This window comes from Arthrobacter sp. P1_B3 (assembly GCF_056406615.1).
In genome coordinates this window covers 69,230-90,069 of record NZ_JBFTZV010000001.1, presented here as the reverse complement: position 1 = coordinate 90,069, position 20,840 = coordinate 69,230, and the positions used below count along the sequence as shown (strand labels likewise).

The window sequence follows — 20,840 nt, the reverse complement described above, 5'->3', positions numbered from 1 at the left end:
TCCACGCGGTCCGGAGCTGTCCACCGGCCGGCTCAATCCACAGGGTTATGCACAGTCCGTGGACAAGGGGTTACTGAGACACTGTAGGGGATCAAAACGCTAGAAGATAGCTGGGTTCAGTCCTGTGGATAATTACACCGTTGTGGTTCTCAAAAGGGGCCTGTGACCGGGCTCATCCACAGGCTGACGGACGGGTTAGCCACAGCTGGGGAAAGGTTGAGAAGCAACCCCCGGTTTGACTCGGGAGGTCGGCAAGCCCTAACGTTGTGAAGTCCCATGTGTACGCTTTTCGCCTCATCTGAATCTTTCCCGACGCCCCGCGTCGTGCGAGTTACGAGGGAAGCGGCACATCCAAAACTTAGCGTCGGCCAGTTCTTCCCCTTGATCGGGTGGGCGCACCTTTGATCCACTGGAGTAACTAACGTGAGCAAGCGGACTTTTCAGCCGAATAACCGCCGTCGAGCCAAGAAGCACGGCTTCCGCCTTCGTATGCGTACCCGTGCCGGCCGTGCCATCCTGGCAGCCCGTCGTGGCAAGGGCCGCACCGAACTGTCGGCCTAAATAACTGACTCGTCGGTCTACATCCCTGTGCGAGTTGAACGGTGCTAGCCACCAGGAACCGTCTGCGGACATCAACCGATTTTTCAACAACTGTACGTTCCGGTGTCCGCAATGGACGCCGGAACGTAGTGTTATATACGGCAGCTCTCGCTGCCGATGAACCAAGCCGGATCGGATTCATCGTTTCCAAGAGTGTCGGGAACGCTGTTGTCAGGAACCTCGTTAAGAGGAGACTGAGAGAAGCCGGTGCATTGTCGTTGCAGAAATACGGCAGCGGGTTCGCCATCGTGGTCCGGGCACTGCCCGCTGCGGCGGGGGCCAGCTGGGACCAGCTGCTCGCCGACTATGACGCCGCTTTGGAGACGACCATGAAACGGCTGGGCGATCGCCTTCCAGAGGCTGCTTCACCAGGTTCTTACAAGACGACACAGGAAGGGACCCCGCGTGCGTAACTCAACTGCCGCCGTCGTCCCTCCTGCAAAATCCGCAGCAGCATGGTTGGGCCGGGCAGTCTGGAACTTGCCCCGCAATGTCCTCATTCTGTTGCTTCAGGCGTACCGCAAGGTGATCTCACCGCTGTACGGCCAGGTTTGCCGCTTCTTTCCCAGCTGCTCGGCCTATGCCCTTGAGGCGATTACGGTCCACGGCGCGGTGAAAGGAAGCTGGCTGGCGGCGAGGCGCCTGTCGCGCTGCCATCCCTGGAACGCCGGTGGCGTGGACCATGTCCCCGCCGGCAAATGCGAGTGGCCCGCAGACCGCACCCCCACAATTGTTGTGCTGAACAATCCGGACAAGTACCTGGCTGCTCAGACTGATGGAGAAGGCCGCTCTGCGGCCTAACGAATAGGGATATCGTATGGACTTCTTTGAAACAATCATGTTTCCGTTCAAGTGGCTGGTCTCAGCCATCATGGTGGTCTTCCACGATGGCCTGAGCGCCATCGGCATGCCCGCTGCCAGTGGCTGGACGTGGACCCTGTCCATCATCGGGCTGGTGCTGGTGATCCGTGCCGCCCTGATTCCCGTGTTCGTCAAGCAGATCAAGGCCCAGCGAGGCATGCAGCTGCTGCAGCCGGATCTGAAGAAGCTGCAGGACAAGTACAAGGGCAAGACCGACCAGCTGTCCCGCCAGGCCATGGCGCAGGAACAGATGGCCCTGTACAAGAAGCACGGCACCAACCCGTTCTCTGCCTGCTTGCCCATGCTGATCCAGATGCCCTTCTTCTTTGCCCTCTTCCAGGTCCTCTCCGGCATTACGGCCGCGGCCACCAGCGGGAAGAGCATCGGGGCGATGAGCCACGAACAGGTCGTGCAGTTCGATCAGTCGACCATTTTCGGTGCCCCGCTCTCCGCGACGCTGCTCCACGGCACCCCCGAGGGCGGCAACGTCGTTGCGGTGTGGGTCCTCTCCATCGTGATGATCCTGGCCATGACGGCCTCGCAGTTCATCACGCAGAAGCAGATCATGGCCAAGAACATGTCCGAAGAGGCCCTGGCGAGCCCGTTCATGCGCCAGCAGAAAATGATGCTCTACATCCTGCCGGTCGTCTTCGGTGTGGGTGGCATCAACTTCCCCATCGGCGTCCTGATCTACTGGACCACCACGAACCTTTGGACCATGGGGCAGCAGTTCTTCGTGATCCGCCGGATGCCTACGCCGGGTTCCCCCGCCGCCAAGGCTCTCGCCGAGCGCCGGGCAGCCAAGGGCCTGCCCGCACTGCCCCTCCTGGGCGGCAAGAAGGTCGACGCCGAGGCAGCCGAGGCCTCCGCCGCGGCCGCCGTGGAAGCCAAGACCCAGCGCGTCCAGCCGCAACGTAAGAACAGGAAGAGGAAGTAATGTCTGCCGAGAGCACCGAACACGCTATTTCCGCCGAGTTTGACGAGGACCGGGACGACGCCCAGGATGCGGCCCAGGACTCGTCGCAGGACGACGCCCAGGGAGCACAGGCCGGCACCGGCAAGAGTGTTTCCGCAAGCCGCCTCGAAGAAGAAGGCGACGTCGCTGCGGACTACCTTGAGGAGCTGCTGGACATCGCGGACATCGATGGCGACATCGACATCGAGGTCCGCAACGGTCGCACGTATATCTCGATCGTCGCCGAAGAAGAATCGGCCGGGCTGGAAAGCCTTGTGGGCCGTGACGGCGAAGTCCTTGAGGCGCTCCAGGAACTGACGCGGCTCGCCGTGCTCTCCGCGACGGAGAACCGGTCCCGCCTGGTCCTGGATATCAACGGGTACCGTGCGGAGCGTGCCGGCGACCTGCAGAAGATCGCTGAAGACGCCGTCGCCGCGGTCAAGGATTCCGGCGAGGCCGTTGCCCTGGCTCCGATGAGCGCCTACGAGCGCAAGATCGTGCACGACGCCGTCGCCGATTTGGGGCTCGTCAGCGAGTCCGAAGGCGAAGGCGCCGACCGGCACATCGTTGTCTCCGCAGACTGAACCGTTGACTAGCTTGATGGTTGAAATTACCGCCCATGAACTCAAGGCAGCAGAGTCCATCTTCGGTGACCGCCTGGAACTGGCGACGCGCTACGTCGAGCACCTGGCGACGTCCGGGACCGAACGGGGCCTGATCGGGCCCCGGGAAGTGCCCCGGCTGTGGAGCCGGCACGTGCTCAACTGCGCCGTCATCGAGAGCCAGATTGCCCACGGAAGCCATGTCGCCGACGTCGGCAGCGGCGCCGGCCTACCCGGCCTGTGCCTGGCCATCGCCCGGCCGGACCTGGAGCTGACGCTGATCGAACCGTTGGAGCGCCGCGTCATCTGGCTCCAGGAGGTGGTGGATGACCTTGGCCTCGAGAACGTCACGATCATGCGCACCCGCGCGGAACTCGCAGTGGGACTCGTGAACGCCGACGTCGTTACGGCCCGCGCGGTATCCGCGTTGTCCAATCTCGCCGGACTGACCATTCCGCTCCTGGCCGGCAAGGGCGAAGTCGTTGCCATTAAGGGACGCAGCGCCGGCGAAGAAATCGAAAAGGCGGCCAAGATTATTCGCAAGCTGGGCGGCACTAAGACGTCCGTGGTGGTGGTGGGCGAGGACCTGCTCGAGGAACCCACCACTGTTGTGCGAATCGTAGTGAACAAGCCTCAAAAGATTACCTAGCACCGGCCCCGGTGCCCGGGGAGTCTGAGGGGAAGAGGTTAGGCTAGTAACCGGCAGTAAAAGCCGAATGAGAGTGAGCGTGTCATAGTGAGCAGTAGCGAAGCTTCCACACAGCGGATCCCGCCGTTTGTGTCCCTGGGGTCCGCACGGGCGTTTACGGCTCCTGCAGTAGCTTTTGACTACTCCGGAAATCACACGGCTTCGGTTGCCAAGGCTGTCGGGATGGCCGGTGTTTCACGTGAAACCTCTCTTCCGCACACCGGGAACGTGCTGGACTCCATCGACGATTCCAGCCCCATCGCCCGGGAACTCGCGCATGAGAACAAGCGCCGCGAACGGCTGCTCGGCCGGCAACTGCCCAAACCGGAAAAAACCCGGGTCTTCACCGTTTCCAACCAGAAGGGCGGCGTCGGCAAAACGACGACGACCGTCAATATCGCCGCCGCGCTGGCGGCGGCAGGCCTGAAAGTGCTCGTGATCGACATCGATCCGCAGGGCAACGCCTCCACAGCCCTGGGAATCGAGCACCACGCCGACGTCGACAGCATCTACGATGTCCTGATTAACGATGTCCCGCTGAAGGACGTTGTGGCCCCGTGCCCCGACATCGATAACCTGATCTGTGCGCCCGCCACCATCCACCTTGCCGGCGCCGAGATTGAACTCGTCAGCCTGGTGGCCCGCGAGCAGCGGCTGCGCCGCGCCATCGATGTGTACTCCAAGGAGCGCGCCAAGAATGGCGAGGATCGGCTGGACTACATCTTCATTGACTGCCCGCCCAGCCTCGGACTGCTGACAGTCAATGCCTTCTGTGCGGCCAGCGAAGTCCTCATCCCGATCCAGTGCGAGTACTACGCCCTTGAAGGCCTCAGCCAGCTCCTGAAGAACATCGAGATGATTCAGAAGCACCTGAACGCCGATCTGGTTGTCTCCACAATTCTGCTGACCATGTATGACGGCCGCACCAATCTCGCTGCCCAAGTGGCAGCCGAGGTCCGGGAGCACTTCCCGAAGCAGGTGCTCGGTGCCGTGGTGCCGAGGTCGGTGCGTATTTCCGAAGCACCGAGCTACCAGCAAACTGTCATGACGTATGATCCCTCTTCCAGCGGCGCCCTGTCCTACCTGGAAGCCGCAGCGGAAATCGCGGAACGTTAGAATCTTTTCAAGAATTGCACTAGCCAGAGCCAGGTGAATCCCGGCTCTTCCACTGGAGGGATTTATCCATGAGCGATAAGCGACGCGGCCTCGGCCGTGGACTTGGCGCACTCATTCCAAGTTCCGCCGCGGCTAACGCCTCCGGAAACGGCGCTGCCCCATCCCGGCCCGTGGACCTCTTCTTTCCCGAAGCCCGAAAAAAGATTTCCGACGCCGACTCGGTCCCGGACGTCAACGCCGCCCAGGCCAAGGCGCCGGAGTCCGCCCCCGCCAAGACCGGGGATCCTGTTGATCTCACAGCTGCCGGCACTGATGCCAGCGCAGCTGCCGACGTCGACGCAGCTGCCGGCGCTGCCGGCTCTGGGTCCAAGAAAACTCCCGCCCGGAAGACGGCTCTGCCGAAGTCCTCGCCTGCTGCTGCCAAGCCGGCCGCGGCCGACGCCGGCGAGCAGTTGGCCTTCGAGTCCACCTCGGAGCAGGGCGATGAGCGATCGGTTGAGCTTGTAGAGGTGCCCGGTGTCAGGTTTGCCGAAATTCCGGTCACTGATATCCATCCCAACCGCAAACAGCCCCGCTCGGTCTTCGATGAGGACGACATGGCGGAGCTGGTGCACTCCGTACGGGAAATCGGCGTCCTCCAGCCAATTGTGGTCCGTACCTCAACCGAAGAGGGTGGCGAACCCTACGAGCTCGTCATGGGTGAACGGCGGTGGCGTGCAGTACAGGCCGCGGGCCTGGAAACTATCCCCGCGATTGTCCGTGACACCACCGATGACGACCTCCTTCGCGATGCGCTGCTGGAGAACCTGCACCGTAGCCAGCTGAATCCGCTTGAAGAGGCTGCGGCCTACCAGCAGCTCCTCGAGGACTTCGGAACTACCCACGAGCAGCTGGCGGACAGGATAGGCCGTTCGAGGCCCCAGGTGTCCAACACCCTGCGGCTGCTGAAGCTTCCCCCGCTGGTCCAGCGGCGGGTTGCCGCAAACGTTATCTCGGCAGGTCACGCCCGTGCGTTGCTGGCACTCCCGGACGCCGCGGCCATGGAACGACTGGCGCAGAAAATTGTGTCGGAGGGCATGTCGGTCCGGGCGACAGAAGAAGCCGTCACCTTGTACCAGAGCCCCGCCTCGCCGGCCAAGAACAACATCCCGCGCCCCGGAGCCCGCCACGAACGGCTGGACTACCTGGCGTCGTCGCTGTCTGACCGCCTTGATACCAACGTCAAGATTTCGCTCGGTGCCCGTAAGGGTCGCGTCAGCATTGAGTTCGCGAGCGTCGAGGACCTGAACCGCATCATGGACGTCCTGACGCCTGGAGCGTCCAGCTAGGTCGCCTCTCGCTGAGCGTTTCCCGGAGGGTCTGTTTCACGTGAAACAGACCCTCCTTTTTTGTCGATGCCGGTGCCCTTTGCAAATGCCGGCGCTGCTCGTGCCGGGGATTTCTGCCGGGTGGGATTCCACTATCCTTCGGCCGGGCCCGGGGCCGGGCCTGGGCCGGCCGCGGATTGAGGGCTCGGGTCGTGGGAGCGGTACGTCACCGTGTTTAGTGGCGGAGTCTTTGGGGCGGAGTCTTTGGGGCGCTTCACCGCGGGTAAGGCGGCATTCGCCCCTACCGCCGGAATAGTGAACTGGCCTGATGAATACTGTTGGTTCTCAGCGTAGGTGCACGCGGAATGCGCAGTGTACGGTCCAGACCTTGTGCCGGCGTCCGCGAAATGGGTAACACATCGCCGTACGGGGCGTGAGCGGGGAGGTATGCCGCGGGGCTCTTGGAGTCGCTGAACGGATCTCGTGCGTTCCTAATGACCCTGCAGAGTCCATGCCGCCGCGACCACGTCTCTCCGAAGCCGCCATTACCGTCCCTTTCTGTGCCCATAGGAGAACCTGTTCCGGAGCTGCGGATCAATGTTTCACGTGAAACAGGGCCAGCAAATCCATGCCACAGCACTCACCGAGCCCTCAGGCCTATCCCGTAGGCCAGGCAGTGGACGATGGACGATAGCCGATCAGAGCGGATGGGGCGTTAGTACCGGCTCGAAGACCGGACGTCCGTCGCCCCGGCGGTCAACATCGCCGGGGACTCGGCATTCCGACGGTGCGAGTTCAACGGGGCCGTGCGACTGCAATAGAGCTGGGAATCGGGGGTGGCCCTGGGCCGGGGGTCGACCTCCTGGAGATGATCCACGAGATGTCCGCGGGCTGAATATCGAAGGTTGAGCCGCCCAAAGGAAGGTGTCCATCCCTGGTTGTTCAAACTCCCGGCCTCCGCGTCCGGCCCGGATGTTGGTGCGGGCAGTCGATCACATCGCTCCATCTTCGCCACCAGCAGCAGGCAGGAACAGCCTTCGAGGCATGGCCAGCTCCCGGGTCCGCCGTTAGCCCACGGTAAGAGCTGACGACTTTCGAGTTCGGCGGCAACGTACCTCGCTGCGCGAACTGTGGACGTGCAGCCTGTTGTGGCGGCCTTGAAAGCAGTGTCGGGTCCCGTTGCAGCGCTGCATGGGGGGCAATAGTCGAATGAATGCAGAGCGGGCTGGCGTGCCGCTGAAGTTCCGATCGGTCGGTTTATCGTGGGTTGGGGTCTTCCTGCTGTCGCGGGAATTCGAAAGAGTGCCTGTACCCTCTGATTCCGATGTCTAGTCGTTGAGGCGTCCTCTGGAAGGCAACCGCGGAGATTCGAATGTCACGCTTTGATCAGGCAATGTCGCTGCCACAAAGTCCCTGAGCATGGGTTCCCCGGCGATGTGGCGTGGCCTATGTTTTCGACGCGCTCCCTCCACCGCCGACGGTCCCGGGACCCAGGGCCGAGCGGCACTGTTTCGTGAAGGCGGAGCGGCGGGATTGGCCTGTTGGGCTTGGGCTCCTTGGCGGCCTGTGGGCCGCAACGTGGGCCTCGATATGGAGTTGATGTGGCGCCGACGCCGCAGGAGTACCCGACCTCGCAGCGATGCGACGGAGCACTCCTCTTGGGATGCTGGACAGAATTGCCTGGCATCACGGAGTTCCAAGCCCTCCGGGTCCCTACTCGCTGGCCTTACCGTATTCGACAGCATGCCCGTGATCCCATCCCCTCCTCCAGTAACCGTTCGGGCCGCGCATGTCAGCTTGCTGCGGCACCCCGGCACCCCGGCACCTCGGCACCTCGGCACCTCGGCACGCCGGCACCCCGGGCGCCGTATTCCGGCACCGCGGCACCCCGGGACGCCGTATTCCGGCACCGCGGCACGCCGGCACCCCGGGCGCCGTACGCCGGCACCGTGGCGCGGCGGTACCCAGGCACCCCGGACGCCGCAAGCCGGGCGTCGTACTCCGGGCCGTACTCCGGCACCGTGGCACGCGGGTACCCGGCTCCCCCACCGAGTTCGCAGAGTATGCCGTGCCCGTCAGCCTGTCATTACGGACTATACGAGAGTGCAGCGACATTGATCCGTCACGGGACGCCAGCCACCCTCACTCCCGGCAGGCCTCGGGAGCCCCTGCTGCCAGGAGCCGCGGTGCGTGGGGCTCCCGATACGGAATGCCGGCGAATCGTATCCGGAGGACGCGTCAGTGCCCTGTCGATTCAGAATATTGGACGGTCTCGCCTGCAGCAGCGTCGGTCTGGGCGGGATCGCCCGAGGTGATGAGTCCGCCAGCTGCCACGGTCGGGGATGCGCCCCAGCGTCTTCACGTTCAGATGGACGAGTCCCCTGTGCTTGCGCGTTCGTAGCGGTTAGCCGTGGTCAGGGTAGACGAATCGGAACTTCAATCTGCGGATCACAATCCATGCGCCGTGCGATCCCCGTACGCTGTAGGCTCCGGCCCACTCTTTGCGCCGGCACCCGACGAGGGTCGCGACCCGCCGGGGTTCCAGCGTAATGACCGTCGGCGTCCCGGATGGCCTGTTCACCTTCGGCACCTGAGCCAGTGAGTTGAGCGTTGGTCTGCGCCGGCTCATGCCGTTCGGAAGTCCGGCCACTCGCCCGTCCCAGGACTTCCCGACCCATGGACATGAGGCTCGGTCGGCCCGGGACTTTCCGACATATCGACGTGCGGCTCGGCCGGAACACGTTTGGCTCCGACGCAATACGAGCGGCCGGCCGCCACGCGGTCGACCATCAGGCAGCTTCCATGAGCCGTCCAAACGGCGGCGGGTGGGAGACGAGGACCTCCGAGTGACAAGTGCGTGAACGGATCGGCTCCACTAACCCCGGCGGTCGTCCTCGCTTTCAGGCCCCACGTGTCGACGACGTGCCGTCGCCGTAGACCCGGTCCGCGGCAGCCGGTCCGCGCAAGATGATAATTCGACTTGGCCCCATGGCGAATTGCCGAAGCCGGGTGATCAGACGGGGAGCGGCGGCGCTCCCCGGGTGCTTCTCAACATTCGTGCACGCGCTGGACGCTCTGCCCTAAGTGGTGGGTGGTGTATGTGGGTGAATGGTCTGGTCGTTCGAAGTGACGTGGTTCGGCCAACAGCATTGGTTCCCTGCGAGGTGAGGGACACCCCTTCCAGGCGCTGCGGTGCGGCAGCTGAACGGTGTCAGGAGGAGCGCTCTCGGAGCCGTCCATGGCTACTGGTTCCGGCCAGTGCCCGGTGGATAGAACGGTGGATAGAGCAGTGGATATTGCTGTGGATAACTTTGTGGATTAGTTTCGGACTGAAGCTCCGTGGGAGCGGCTGAATGGGACACCAGCTGCGGTCGTACCGTATGCCTTGATGCTTTGATGGATGCTCGTGATCCGTTTCACGTGAAACATGATCATTCACGGCGGGAACGGGGCCGGAAGCATTGGTGAAGATGTATTAAATCTCCGCTCTAGGGTTAATTTTTCAGGGTACTTGGCTTCTTTTTCCGTCCGGATCCCCAGGGCTTGAATGATTCTTCGCGGCAGAACCAAGGCACCGCGAGTAGCCGGTCAATAGGTCATGGCCTGAGAACCTAGCGACGCTTCTCGGAGCGTCAGTACGTGGGTGTGAATAGTCTCTCAGGGCCTGTGGATAACTGTGTGAATAACTTCTGTGGAGAACGCGGTGGATATCGCGGACGCGACGGTTCCTGCGGGCCAGTGCACGTGCTGGGCGCGCATGAATCGGGAGTGCTTTTGACCTCTATTTGTCGACGCGGACAGCCGCTTAGATGGCGGATACTGTGACGGTGGGTCCTCAAGGCGGTGTCGTCAGAGCAGTGTCGAAAAGCTCAAGGACACGGAGGGATCGAGGATCTCCTTCCGCGGGAGGCGGCAGTGACTACAGTCGGTAGCTCCAGGAGATCCGGAAGCGAAGGGGACGTTGCCCACCTGCCGACCGCTACAACAATACGACTAGTAGCGCACTGACACGAACCTGCGGTTCGGGAGAACGCGCATTCCCTCCTGTCCCCCGCGTGAATAGTCTGCGGACAATCGGCGGGAACAGAACCACTGCCTACCGGTCCCCTCTTCAGCAGACAAGGTGGTGCGGGTTGCCACTAGCCCGGGTAGTTGGAGCGTCGCCAAGGGCTTGAGGGGAGCTCTCGATGGAGCCTGGCCGGAGATGGGCAGCCCGGTTCAGCAGGCGTTGGGCGAGCTGCGACGTACGGACCGGAGACTGCAATGTGACTTAGACGAGGCGGCGACGTACGGACGAATGTCTGAGCCTGCCCGTTGCTGGACCGCCGGTACGAGGGATCACTGGCTGGGGCAAGACGGCGAATAATCGAGAGTCTTCATAGGCCGGCTGACGGGATCCGCCAGGAGCGGGAGCCGATTGCGGACCCGGCGCGGCGAGAAATATCGTCGCCGTACTCGGGGTGGCCAGCCATTGCCAGTGGCAGGGGGCTCCGTCCCTTGCCTTCAATAGGTCGTTGAGTTGTCTTCTATGCGCCTGCCGTGGACTGAACGTGGAGACCTCTTGCCGTGGCCTACTGACGACCCAACCCGGAATTCGACCGCCCATGTTCGGCGCGGGCCATAAATCAGACAACATGGGCCGTCGAGATATCAGTGTGCCTTGGAGATCCTGTTGGCCTTCTCCCCCGCCGGACCGCGTGCAGTCGAACCGCGATTGACCGTGTGGGGCCGGCCCCAGCAGCACGCCCTCCGCCTGTCGAGCAGGTTCCTAGGCTCTCGGACAGTTGCCTGTGGGCTGCCATGCCGCGGTGTTATGGAGTCTGTCCAGCTCACCCGATGACGGGAGTCTGCCCGGTTACGCTTTCCAATCAGACCTGCCGATTGGTCGCGCGGCTGGTGGGAGCTGGAAGGGGTTCCATCCCCCGTCAGGAACCATATTGCCCTGGTGACGGCCTCCCCTCGGATGGCGCGCAATCCGTTGCCTTGTTTCACGTGAAACCTGGCGATGCTGGAGCTGGGCCAGGTCCCGTTGGGGCCTAGGTGGGGATGGAGATGGAGCGTGGGACATGGAAGGAATTGGGCCCGCAGTCAGCCGAACGATACTGCAGGGAGTGGCAGGCTAGGCGCTATGCCGCGGCGCCCCTCCGCCTGTGGCTAGTTGCTGCCTCGACGCGGTCGGTGCTCAGGAGGCTATGGATGACGACGCAGGCCGGGAGGGGCAACATTTGGCGTCACTGTTTGGATCCCCCGGTGAACGGTAAAGGGGATGTCAGCGCCGTGTCCAAACTAATATCCGAGAGCCAACTGTCGGATCGCCATTTTTCGGCCGTCGTCGATGCCCGGCGTAGGTTCGGTTTCACGTGAAACACCATGACGGCGGCCTACTCGCCCGACTCCACGCGTGGGCAGCGCCGGCATGTTTCACGTGAAACATCTGGTGGACGGGGCTGAGGCCTGCGTGTGATTGGCGGCCGCCAAGAATGACCGGGAACCAAACGTAGAGCTAGATGACGCCAGGGATTGGAACGGCCGCTCTCGTGAATTTCAAGGGTCGACACGTCAGCGCCTGCCAGACTGTTTTCGCCACTAGCTTGGCTCTCGATTCTGTGGAGGAGCCGCGGGGGAAAATCACGTATACCGGCAGTGGCGGAATAGCTACCCCACGTCGAAACTTTGATCCGTTGCTGTGCAGGGCGAGATTCAGTCAAAATGCCCGCGCGGAATGCAGTCAGGACCCTTTGGTGACGCCCCAACCTGCCACCATAGGTCATTCGAGGCGTTGGCTGTGTGTGAGTTGCCCAATAAAGCATCGAATGCCGCCAGCACCACTTCGCCTATAGCCCGGCGATCTGGAACCGTCACCCGGATTCAACGTTTCACGTGAAACCGCTGGGTGCGGCGCGCTAACGACCCTTCGGGGCACCAAGTCACCATAAATCTCCGGCGACAGTGAAGGCTGCGGGTAGCCACGACTAGCACCATGGCCGCAGCGGCAAGAGGGAGGCCGGTTTCCCGAAACTTCTCGTGGCCGCAGAACGGCTGGCATGGACTGCAGAAGCGCGCATGAGCGTCCTGATCCTCATGTTTCACGTGAAACATGGGCATTATGTGAACGCGACAACCAGTGCACCGGCAAACCGTCGCTACAGTACTATTCGCGCACTGGAGCGCCCCCGATAGCAGGCGGAAGCGTCCCTTCTGGGGCAGGAATCGAGAAATACAGCGAGAGTGGCCAGCCGACAGAAAACTGCATCAGCGGGCAACCCCTGAAACTTGCCTTATCAGTTCGAAAGACGTCGCCGTGACCCGGGCAGCCCCTACTACCCTCTGTCAGTCCCCACTCCCCCTCTGTGGACCCTGGACCACAACAAAAAAGGGCCCCCGCCAGAAGGCGGGGGCCACTTTCAGTGAGCTTAGGACAGGACGTCCGCAAATTCCTTCTCAAAGAACTGCTTGGGCCGGGCACCGATAACGGTGCTCTTGACCTCGCCGCCCTGGAACAGGTAGACGGCCGGGATGGAGGTGATGCCGTACTCGGCTGCGATGGCCGGGTTGTCGTCAACATTGACCTTGACCACATCAACCTTCTCGCTGTATTCGACCGAAATCTCGTCAAGAATCGGTCCCAGCTTGCGGCAGGGGCCGCACCACTCGGCCCAGAAATCGACGATGACCGGCTTATCGGAGGCCAGTACATCAGTGCTGAAGCTGGCGTCCGTTACGTCTTTTGCGTTGCTCATAACCTTTGTCTCTCTTCCGTTGGTTGCTGCGCGCCGTTTAGGCGTGGAAATCTGCGAGGTAGTGCTCGACGTCGAGGGCGGCCACACAGCCGGAACCGGACGCGGTGATCGCCTGGCGGTAAGTCGGATCGATCACGTCGCCGGCGGCGAAAACACCCTGGACGCTGGTCTTTGACGTGCGGCCGTCCACCGCGATGGTTCCCTCTGCGGTCAGTTCGAGCTTGCCCTTGACCAGATCGGTGCGAGGATCATTGCCGATTGCAACGAACACTCCGGTCACGGCCAGTTCGGATTCCGCGCCGTCAAGCAGGTTCTTCAACCGCAATCCGGTGACTTTGTCCTGACCCAAAACGTCCTCCACGCCGCTGTTCCACACGAAGTTGATCTTCTCGTGGGCCAAGGCGCGGTCGGCCATGATTTTTGAAGCGCGGAGAGTGTCGCGGCGGTGCACAACGGTGACGGACTTGGCGAACTTGGTGAGGAACAGGGCCTCCTCCATGGCGGAGTCGCCGCCGCCGATTACTGCGATGTCCTGATCCTTGAAGAAGAAACCGTCGCAGGTTGCACACCAGCTGACACCGTGGCCTGAAAGCCGCTTCTCGTTCGGCAGGCCGAGCTCACGGTAGGCCGAGCCGGTGGAAAGAATGATGGACCGGGCCTTGAAGGTCTCCCCTGTGCCGATGGTGACGGTCTTGACGTCGCCGTCGAGGTCCATCTCGGTGACGTCTTCGAACTGGATCTCCGTGCCGAAGCGCGCGGCCTGCTTCTCGAAGTTCTCCATGAGGTCCGGGCCCATGATGCCGTCCGGGAACCCAGGGTAGTTCTCCACGTCCGTGGTGTTCATCAGTTCGCCGCCGGCCGTGACCGAGCCTGCCAGGAGCAGCGGCTTCAAGTTCGCGCGCGCCGTGTACACCGCTGCGGTGTAGCCCGCCGGGCCGGAGCCGACGATGATGACATCACGTACTTCGGAGGCAGTGTTTTCTGCGTTGCTCACTGAACGGTGAACCTCTTCCTTTGTCGAGCGCCCGCCTCGATGGCCGGCCACATGGCACAACTATTGCCGGGCATTGAATATTCCGGCCGAAATGGGCGTCACGAAGCAACACCATTACTCAGGGTACCGGTTTGCCGCGGCCGGGGCCGGAGGCGGCCCCGGATTACAGGGCCGCAACTACACAGGGCCCCTTACCGCCCAGGGCCCCTTATTGCCCAGGGTCGGCTACTGCCCAGGGTCCGCTACTGTACCTTGATCTCGGCAAGGCGCAGGCCGTACCCGTAGCGGGTCTTGGGAGCGGCCAGCTTGGGAAGCGTCTTGATGGACACGATCACGTATTGCGCCGTAACAGGTTCGGACAGCGGCATCGTGAGGTCCGGCGACGTAAAGCTGTTGCTGCCAATCTGCTTCGCGCCGTCCAGGGACGGGCTGTCATTGGTGAAGACGCTGATGCTGCCGCCGGAGGCGCCGAGCTGGCTCAGGGTGACGGAGGAGACTTTGGAGGGGTCCTTCAGCTTGACGACGAGCGGGACCTCGGAGGCAAGTCCGCCCCAGTCCTCCGTGGCGAATTCCATGTCGGACCAGAAGCTCGCGCCGTTCCCGTCAAACGTCTTGGCGAGGTCGGTGTCGTAATTTCCGGCGAAATCGAAGTTGCCGACTCGCGTCACGTCCTCGATGACGGGCGGCCCGGCGGCCGGTGCCTCGCTGGCGGTCGACGACGGTTGCCCCGTGGACTGTTCCGGCGTGCTGGACGACGCGGACGGTGCGGCGGTGGTCTGCGGGCTGCTCTTAAAGAGGCTGCCAAGGTTGGTGACCGCGAAGATGAGGCCCACCACCAATACGGCAGCCAGGAGCCCGCCCACCAGCCAGCGCATGGAGCGCGGTTCCCGGCTGGGCTCGTCTTCGTACTCGTACTCATCCTCGTCGATGGCGGCACGGGCGGAGGCGGGGAAGTTGCCCGGAGCCCGATCCGCAGTGTCGAAACCGGCTCCGGCCAGTCCGGCGGCCGCTGCGGCGCCGCCGTGGTGCTCGGCACCACGCTGGTCATCGCCGGTGTAGTCGTCGTCGGACCACAAGGAAACTTTAGGTGCAGCGGCGGTTGCCGGCTGCTGCGCTGCCGGGTCGGTCTGGCGGGACGCCGTGCCGCCCTGGGCGGGCTGCGGCGCCGTCGTATGTGCCGCGGTCTCTTGCGGTGCGGTTGTGGGGGCTTTGGGGGCCCTGGCGGCTGCTGCTGCAGCCCCGGCTGCCGCAGCAGCGCCAGTCGCGGCGGCGGGCGCCGACGTCGGCCGGGACGGTACTCCGGCGGGAGGTGCCGCGGGGGAAACCGGCGGGTGTCCGGCTGCGGCCTGGGTCTGCCCATAGTTGATGTACCCGGCGTCGACTTCCTCGTCGTCGTAGAGTCCGTCGTAGGTTTCGGGTTCGTGGGAGCGGGCCTGCCCAAAGATTTCGCTGCCCAGGGTGTCCGTGAAGAAAGGTTCCACGTACGGCGGGTTGGACGACACCACAAGATCCAGAAGGTCCGCGGCCGAGGTGTGGTTGGTGATCAGATACGTGGTGGAATCGCTGACGCCGAGGTCAAGGATCTGCACACTGCCGGGACGTTCGCCCGTGGCCACTTCACGGGCACTCTGGGCCACCTGATCGGCGTTGCCCGGGCCGGCGACAAGGATACTCACGGGACGGTTGAGCACCTGGTCCACACCGTCCAGCACCAGATCCTGGTCATGTGAGGTCAGTACGGTGGCAGTGACCTTGTAGCGGCCACCGAGTACTGATCCGACATCGATCGGGTGGGACACGGGCTCCTCCTAGACTGTCCGGGACCTGCCGACGTGGTCACTCTGAGAGCGACCGTGTGCCCTCCGGTAAGCCGGTTGACCGCTGGTCCGCAACTTCCCTTGTTAGTCTTCGATCCTAGCCGATGCTCTGTCCGGGCCGCGTGAGCACGGCGGTTCGAAACGGGGCCGGCTCATTTTTTCTTTTTCCGACTAAACGGGAAATAGGGGTTGTGACCGGCCGGGCCCTGGTAGGTCCGCCGGCCCGGCAAGGGAACATCGCCCCGGCCCAGACCGCCCTGCGCGGTGCTGGGGAGGTCCTCGGCCGGCAGATATCCGCCCTCCGGACCGGACGGACGCCCGTAAGGGAACGAGTCCTCTTCCCGGATGTCGGGGCCTGCTCGGAACGACTCGGCGTCGAACCCGCCGGAAATTCGCGGAATCAGGCCTGTATCCACCGAGGTGGTGGCCCGCTCCGGCGCCCTTCGCACCTCCGGTGCGCCACTTGCCTGCGGCTCGGGGGCGCGGCGCCGGAGCCGCCCCAGCAGCGGCTGCAGGAGATCCTGCAGCTCGGTCACCCGGAAGAGCTTCAGCAGCACGAAGTAGGCGGCCAGCATGACGGGACCGACGACGACGATCGTCACCAGAGCGGCGATCCGGTCGCTCCAGGCGTAGCCGTCCGGGTTGTAGCTGCCCAGCATCCACAGCGCCACGGCTCCGGCCAGAGCCGAACCCAGGGCCGCGTAGCCCATACGGATGTAGGAGCTTGCGATGCGGGGTCCGTCCAGGTGGCCCAGGAGCCGGCGCAGGAAGATCGCGCTGACGATCACGGAGAGGATATTGCCGCCGGTGTAGAGGATGGCGATGGCGAAGATGATCTGGTCGAACGGCAGGAACTGGATCGCGAACGCGGCCGCCACGTTGACCAGCGCCAGGACCAGCTGGATGAAGAACGGCGTCCGGGCGTCCTCGTTGGCGTAGAACACCCTCGACATCATGAAGTTGGCGCTCATGAACGGGGTGCTGAGGGCCAGGATGGTGAGGGTCTGGGCCAGCATGACGCCGTCCTGGCGCACGTTGCCGGAGAAGAACATGCCCAGCGGCCCGGCCAGCGCGAAGAGCGCCAGCGCGCCGAAGACGGTGGCCACGGCCATGGTCCGCAGCCCGTGGGAGAGCGCGCTGCGCAGCCCGGCCCGGTCGCCGTCCTGCGATGCCCGGGTCATCCGGTTGAACAGCACGGTGGCCAGGGACAGGGCAATGATGGAGTGCGGGAGCAGGTACAGCTGGCTGGCCACCTCCAGCACTGCGTTGCCCGGAATGGTGGCCGCCGCGGGGTCCCCCGCTTGTTGGAGGCGCGCCCGTTCCGCGCCCGGGATCGTGGCGATGCGCATGACGTAAAGGAATGCCAGCTGCCCCACGGCGGCCGTCGCCAGGGTCCAGACGCTCAGCTTTGCGGCATGGCCCAGCCCGACGCCGCGCCAGCCGAAGCGCGGCCGCAGCCCCAGCCGGAGCCTAAACACGGGAATGAGCAGGACGGCAGTCTGGGCGACGACGCCGATCGTGGAGAACCCGGCCACGAGAATGGTCTGGGCGGACCCCCAGTTGTCGATCGTGTGGGGATTGGCGGCATTGGCGCCCATGATGGCGATGAACATGCCCAGCCCGGCGATCGCCACGACGTTGTTGACGATCGGCGCCCACATCGCGGGCCCGAAGGCCCCGTGGGCGTTCAGGACCTGGGTCAGCAGGGCGTACAGGCCGTAGAAGAAAATCTGCGGAAGGCACCAGAACGCGAACGACACCGCGAGGGCCTTCTGTTGCGGCGAGTAGCCCTGGGTGGTCAGTTGAATGACCGTAGGCGCCAGCAGCGTGACCAGCAGTGTGAGCACCAGCAGCACCAGGACCGCCAGCGTCAGCAGCCGGCTGATGTAATCCGCACCCTTGTCCGGCGCCTTGCTGGCCTTGATGATCTGCGGTACCAGAACAGCATTGAACACCCCGCCCGCCACCAGCAGGAAGATCAGGTTGGGGAGGTTGTTGGCGTTGATGAACGTGTCATTGACGGAGGAGCCCAAGCCCAGGGCGGCCGCCAGCATCCAAGTCTTGGCGAAGCCCAGGAAACGCGAAACGAGGGTTCCGGCGGCCATGATGGCGCTGGAACGGGCTTCACCGGACTGGACAGCTTTGGAATCGGCGGGGCCGGAGGGTACGGGGGCGGGTTTGGCAGATGACATCGTCTTCATCGTCTCACCCGTGCGGGGCATTAGTCGCTATCGGTGGCCGGGACCGGCCGCTCCTGCGGCCCTTAGCGGTCTTCCGGGAGGACTTCCTTGGCCAGATCCGCGATGCGGCGCTCATTCGGGAAGGACAGCTTGCGGGCCAGCTCCTGGATAGGAACCCACGCGACGTCGACTGCTTCCTTGTCCGGATCGTTCTCGATGGTGAGTTCTCCGCCCGTGGCCCGCAACAAGTAGTGGTGCACGGTCTTATGGACGCGGTGCCCGCTAACGGTGAACCAGTAGTCGATGCTTCCCAGCGGTGCCAGGATCCGGCCTTCGATCCCGGTTTCCTCGGCGATCTCGCGGACGGCAGCTTCCTCGTTGCTTTCCTTGCCTTCCGGGTGCCCTTTCGGCAGGCACCACTCTAGACGGCCGCCGCGGTTGAGGCGCGCGATGATCGCTACCCGCAGGTCGGAGTCGGACATGTCCACCACGACGCCCCCGGCGGAGATTTCCTCCACGGTGGGCAGGGAAGCGTGGCCCGTGTGCTGGACAGGCGCGACATTGGCACCTATTGCCGACGGCAACGGTGCGTTTGTCCTCCTGCCGGGAGCGCTCGGTACGGGATGGGCCATGAGGTCCACTCTAACGACTCTTGCCCGCTGTTGATGACCTAAACATGGCCCTAAAGTGGACGGCCGGGAAAGTCGGCCCGCAGCAGTTCGTACGCAATCGTGACGAACCGGCCGGATCCTCGTGGGTTCCGGTGTGGTGCTGGCGCGGTTTTCTGACAAGCTTAAGTAACTATGGCGCACGCACATCACAAGACTGACTCCCACACCGTTTCTTTCCAGGTGGATCCGGTGGTTCTGGAGCTCGGGCAGCGCTTCGTCGACGCCGGCCACGAGCTGTCCCTCGTGGGCGGGCCCGTCCGTGACCTGTTTCTTGGCCGGATCTCGCCCGACCTCGACTTCACCACTGACGCCACGCCGGACCAGACCGTTGCCCTGATCAAGAAGTGGGCGGATAACTACTGGGAGATCGGGCGCGCCTTCGGCACCATCGGGATGCGCAAGGGCGAGTTCCAGATCGAAATCACCACGTACCGGGCCGACGCCTACGATCCGGAGTCCCGCAAGCCGATAGTGGCCTTCGGAACATCCCTCACGGATGACCTGCTGCGGCGGGACTTCACGATCAACGCCATGGCACTGCGGCTGCCCATGCTGGAGCTCGTCGATCCTTTCGGCGGCGTCCGCGACCTGCACGCCTCGATCCTCAACACGCCGGGACCGCCGGAAACGTCCTTCTCCGATGACCCCCTGCGCATGATGCGCGCGGCGAGGTTCGCGGCCCAACTGGGGGTGTCGGTGCACGCCGAAGTCCGCGAGGCGATGGTCCGGATGGCGGAACGGATCAGCATCATCTCGGCCGAACGTGTGCGCGATGAACTGATCAAGCTCATATGCGCCGCGCAGCCGCGGGCCGGCGTGGACCTGCTGGTCGATACCGGACTCGCGGACCTGGTGCTGCCTGAAGTCTCGGCCCTGCGACTCGAATCCGATGAACACCACCGCCACAAGGACGTATACCAGCACTCGCTCCAGGTCCTGGAACAGGCCGCGGCCCTGGAATCGAAGGCGGACGGCCCGGTTCCCGGCCCGGACTTTGTTTTGCGGTTCGCGGCGCTGATGCACGACGTCGGCAAGCCGGCCACGCGACGGTTTGAACCGGGCGGTGCGGTGAGCTTCCGCCACCACGACATGGTGGGCGCCAAGCTGACCGCGAAGCGCATGAAGGCGCTCCGCTTCGACAACGACACCATCAAGGCCGTGGCCAGGCTCGTGGAGCTGCACATGCGCTTCTACGGTTACGGTGAGGCCGGCTGGAGCGATTCCGCGGTCCGCCGCTACATCACCGACGCCGGGCCCCTCCTGGAGCGTCTGCACCGGCTCACCCGCTCCGACGTCACCACGCGGAACCAGCGCAAGGCGGACAGGCTGTCCTTCGCCTACGACGACCTCGAGGACAGGATCGCGGCCCTGCGGGAGCAGGAATCCCTCGACGCCGTCCGCCCGGACCTTGACGGCGGCCAGATCATGGCCCTGCTCGGTCTCAAGCCCGGTCCCGTGGTGGGCCGCGCCTACAAATTCCTGCTCGAAGAACGCATGGAGCACGGTCCGCTCGATCCCGCCGTCGCCGAATCCCGCTTGCGGGACTGGTGGGCGGCCCAGCCCGAGGCGGCGCCCGCCGGCGCCGAACTTTCCACCACTGAGGAGTCCTAAGTGACTGCACCATCCAACGGCCCCCGCCCCCAACTGTGGATCCTGCGGCACGGCGAAACAGAGTGGTCCAAGAGCGGGCAGTACACCGGGCTCACCGACATGCCCCTCACGGTCGAAGGCGAGCAGCAGGCCGTGGAGGCGCGCAGGGTGCTCGAGACTGTCGACTTCGACCTCGTGCTGACCTCGCCCCTGCGCCGCGCCCGCCGGACCGCCGAACTCGCCGGCTACCCCGACGCCCAACTGGAACCGCTGGCGGTGGAATGGGACTACGGCGACTATGAGGGCATCAGCTCAGACCTCATCCGCAAGGACAACCCGGAATACCTGATCTGGACGCACGGCGTGCCCAACGGTGAGGCGCTCGACGACGTCGCCGCCCGTGCGGACAAGATCGTGGCGCGGGTACTGGAATCGGGCCTGGACAATGTGCTGATCGTCGCGCACGGACATTTCTCCCGCATCCTGACCGCCCGGTGGCTTGGACTCGACCCCCGCGAGGGCCGGCATTTCGTGTTGGGGACGGCCAAAGTCTGCACGCTGGGATGGGATAAGAAGACACCGGCAATCGTGCGCTGGGGACTCTAAAACCGGTTTTAGAACAAAGTCAAAGAAAGTTTATGAATTCGGTAGGCAACTGCCGCATTCATAGTGTATTTTTATTTCTGACCCCAGAGCGACTTGCCGGGGTCACGGCGCAC

At 63.8% G+C, this 20,840-nt stretch carries 15 protein-coding genes; 10 read left to right on the top strand and 5 right to left on the bottom strand.

What is annotated here, in order from left to right; translation table 11 throughout:
- Positions 1–423: 423 nt before the first annotated feature.
- The 8 genes from rpmH to AC1D2F_RS00370 all read left to right on the top strand — a co-directional run bounded on the left by rpmH (position 424) and on the right by AC1D2F_RS00370 (position 6,150).
- Positions 424–561: a 50S ribosomal protein L34 gene (gene rpmH / locus AC1D2F_RS00405; RefSeq protein ID WP_003800212.1), complete on the top strand. Its 138-nt coding sequence runs from the start codon at positions 424–426 to the stop codon at positions 559–561.
- Between the two features lie 41 nt (positions 562–602).
- Positions 603–1,013, top strand: a complete 411-nt coding sequence (gene rnpA, locus AC1D2F_RS00400; RefSeq protein WP_229993518.1) for a ribonuclease P protein component — start codon at positions 603–605, stop codon at positions 1,011–1,013.
- Positions 1,006–1,401, top strand: coding sequence for a membrane protein insertion efficiency factor YidD (yidD, locus tag AC1D2F_RS00395; protein WP_229993519.1), 396 nt, complete (start codon positions 1,006–1,008; stop codon positions 1,399–1,401). The genes rnpA and yidD overlap by 8 nt, the downstream gene beginning before the upstream one ends.
- A 16-nt stretch (positions 1,402–1,417) precedes the next feature.
- Positions 1,418–2,398: a membrane protein insertase YidC gene (gene yidC, locus AC1D2F_RS00390; protein ID WP_229993520.1), complete on the top strand. Its 981-nt coding sequence runs from the start codon at positions 1,418–1,420 to the stop codon at positions 2,396–2,398.
- Positions 2,398–3,000 carry a Jag family protein gene (locus tag AC1D2F_RS00385; RefSeq protein WP_229993521.1) on the top strand — a complete coding sequence of 201 codons (603 nt, stop codon included), beginning with the start codon at positions 2,398–2,400 and terminating at the stop codon, positions 2,998–3,000. Before yidC ends, AC1D2F_RS00385 begins: the two co-directional genes overlap by 1 nt.
- Positions 3,001–3,016: 16 nt before the next feature.
- Positions 3,017–3,667 carry a 16S rRNA (guanine(527)-N(7))-methyltransferase RsmG gene (rsmG, locus tag AC1D2F_RS00380; protein ID WP_229993522.1) on the top strand — a complete coding sequence of 217 codons (651 nt, stop codon included), beginning with the start codon at positions 3,017–3,019 and terminating at the stop codon, positions 3,665–3,667.
- An 87-nt stretch (positions 3,668–3,754) separates the two neighbouring features.
- Positions 3,755–4,822, top strand: coding sequence for a ParA family protein (locus AC1D2F_RS00375; RefSeq protein ID WP_229993523.1), 1,068 nt, complete (start codon positions 3,755–3,757; stop codon positions 4,820–4,822).
- A gap of 68 nt (positions 4,823–4,890) precedes the next feature.
- Entirely contained in the window at positions 4,891–6,150 is a 1,260-nt protein-coding gene (locus AC1D2F_RS00370; RefSeq protein ID WP_229993524.1) for a ParB/RepB/Spo0J family partition protein, read from the top strand.
- 6,392 nt (positions 6,151–12,542) lie between these two features.
- Here the strand turns inward: AC1D2F_RS00370 and trxA are convergent.
- The 5 genes from trxA to AC1D2F_RS00345 all read right to left on the bottom strand — a co-directional run bounded on the left by trxA (position 12,543) and on the right by AC1D2F_RS00345 (position 18,492).
- Entirely contained in the window at positions 12,543–12,869 is a 327-nt protein-coding gene (trxA, locus tag AC1D2F_RS00365; protein ID WP_091248528.1) for a thioredoxin, read from the bottom strand.
- 37 nt (positions 12,870–12,906) lie between these two features.
- Positions 12,907–13,863: a thioredoxin-disulfide reductase gene (trxB, locus tag AC1D2F_RS00360; protein WP_229993525.1), complete on the bottom strand. Its 957-nt coding sequence runs from the start codon at positions 13,861–13,863 to the stop codon at positions 12,907–12,909.
- Between the two features lie 242 nt (positions 13,864–14,105).
- The gene (locus AC1D2F_RS00355; protein WP_229993526.1) at positions 14,106–15,662 is read right to left on the bottom strand and encodes a protein kinase family protein; all 1,557 of its coding nucleotides are present in this window, start codon (positions 15,660–15,662) and stop codon (positions 14,106–14,108) included.
- Between the two features lie 170 nt (positions 15,663–15,832).
- Positions 15,833–17,881 (bottom strand): murein biosynthesis integral membrane protein MurJ, encoded by a 2,049-nt coding sequence (murJ, locus tag AC1D2F_RS00350; RefSeq protein ID WP_229993527.1) that lies wholly within the window; start codon positions 17,879–17,881, stop codon positions 15,833–15,835.
- Between the two features lie 62 nt (positions 17,882–17,943).
- Complete coding sequence (locus tag AC1D2F_RS00345; RefSeq protein ID WP_229993528.1) at positions 17,944–18,492, bottom strand: NUDIX hydrolase; 549 nt, start codon at positions 18,490–18,492, stop codon at positions 17,944–17,946.
- Between the two features lie 171 nt (positions 18,493–18,663).
- Between AC1D2F_RS00345 and AC1D2F_RS00340 the strand changes: the two genes are divergently transcribed.
- On the top strand, positions 18,664–20,142 hold the full coding sequence (locus AC1D2F_RS00340) for a CCA tRNA nucleotidyltransferase (protein ID WP_229993529.1): 1,479 nt from the start codon (positions 18,664–18,666) through the stop codon (positions 20,140–20,142).
- Positions 20,143–20,727, top strand: a complete 585-nt coding sequence (locus AC1D2F_RS00335) for a histidine phosphatase family protein (protein WP_091560715.1) — start codon at positions 20,143–20,145, stop codon at positions 20,725–20,727.
- Positions 20,728–20,840: the final 113 nt, after the last annotated feature.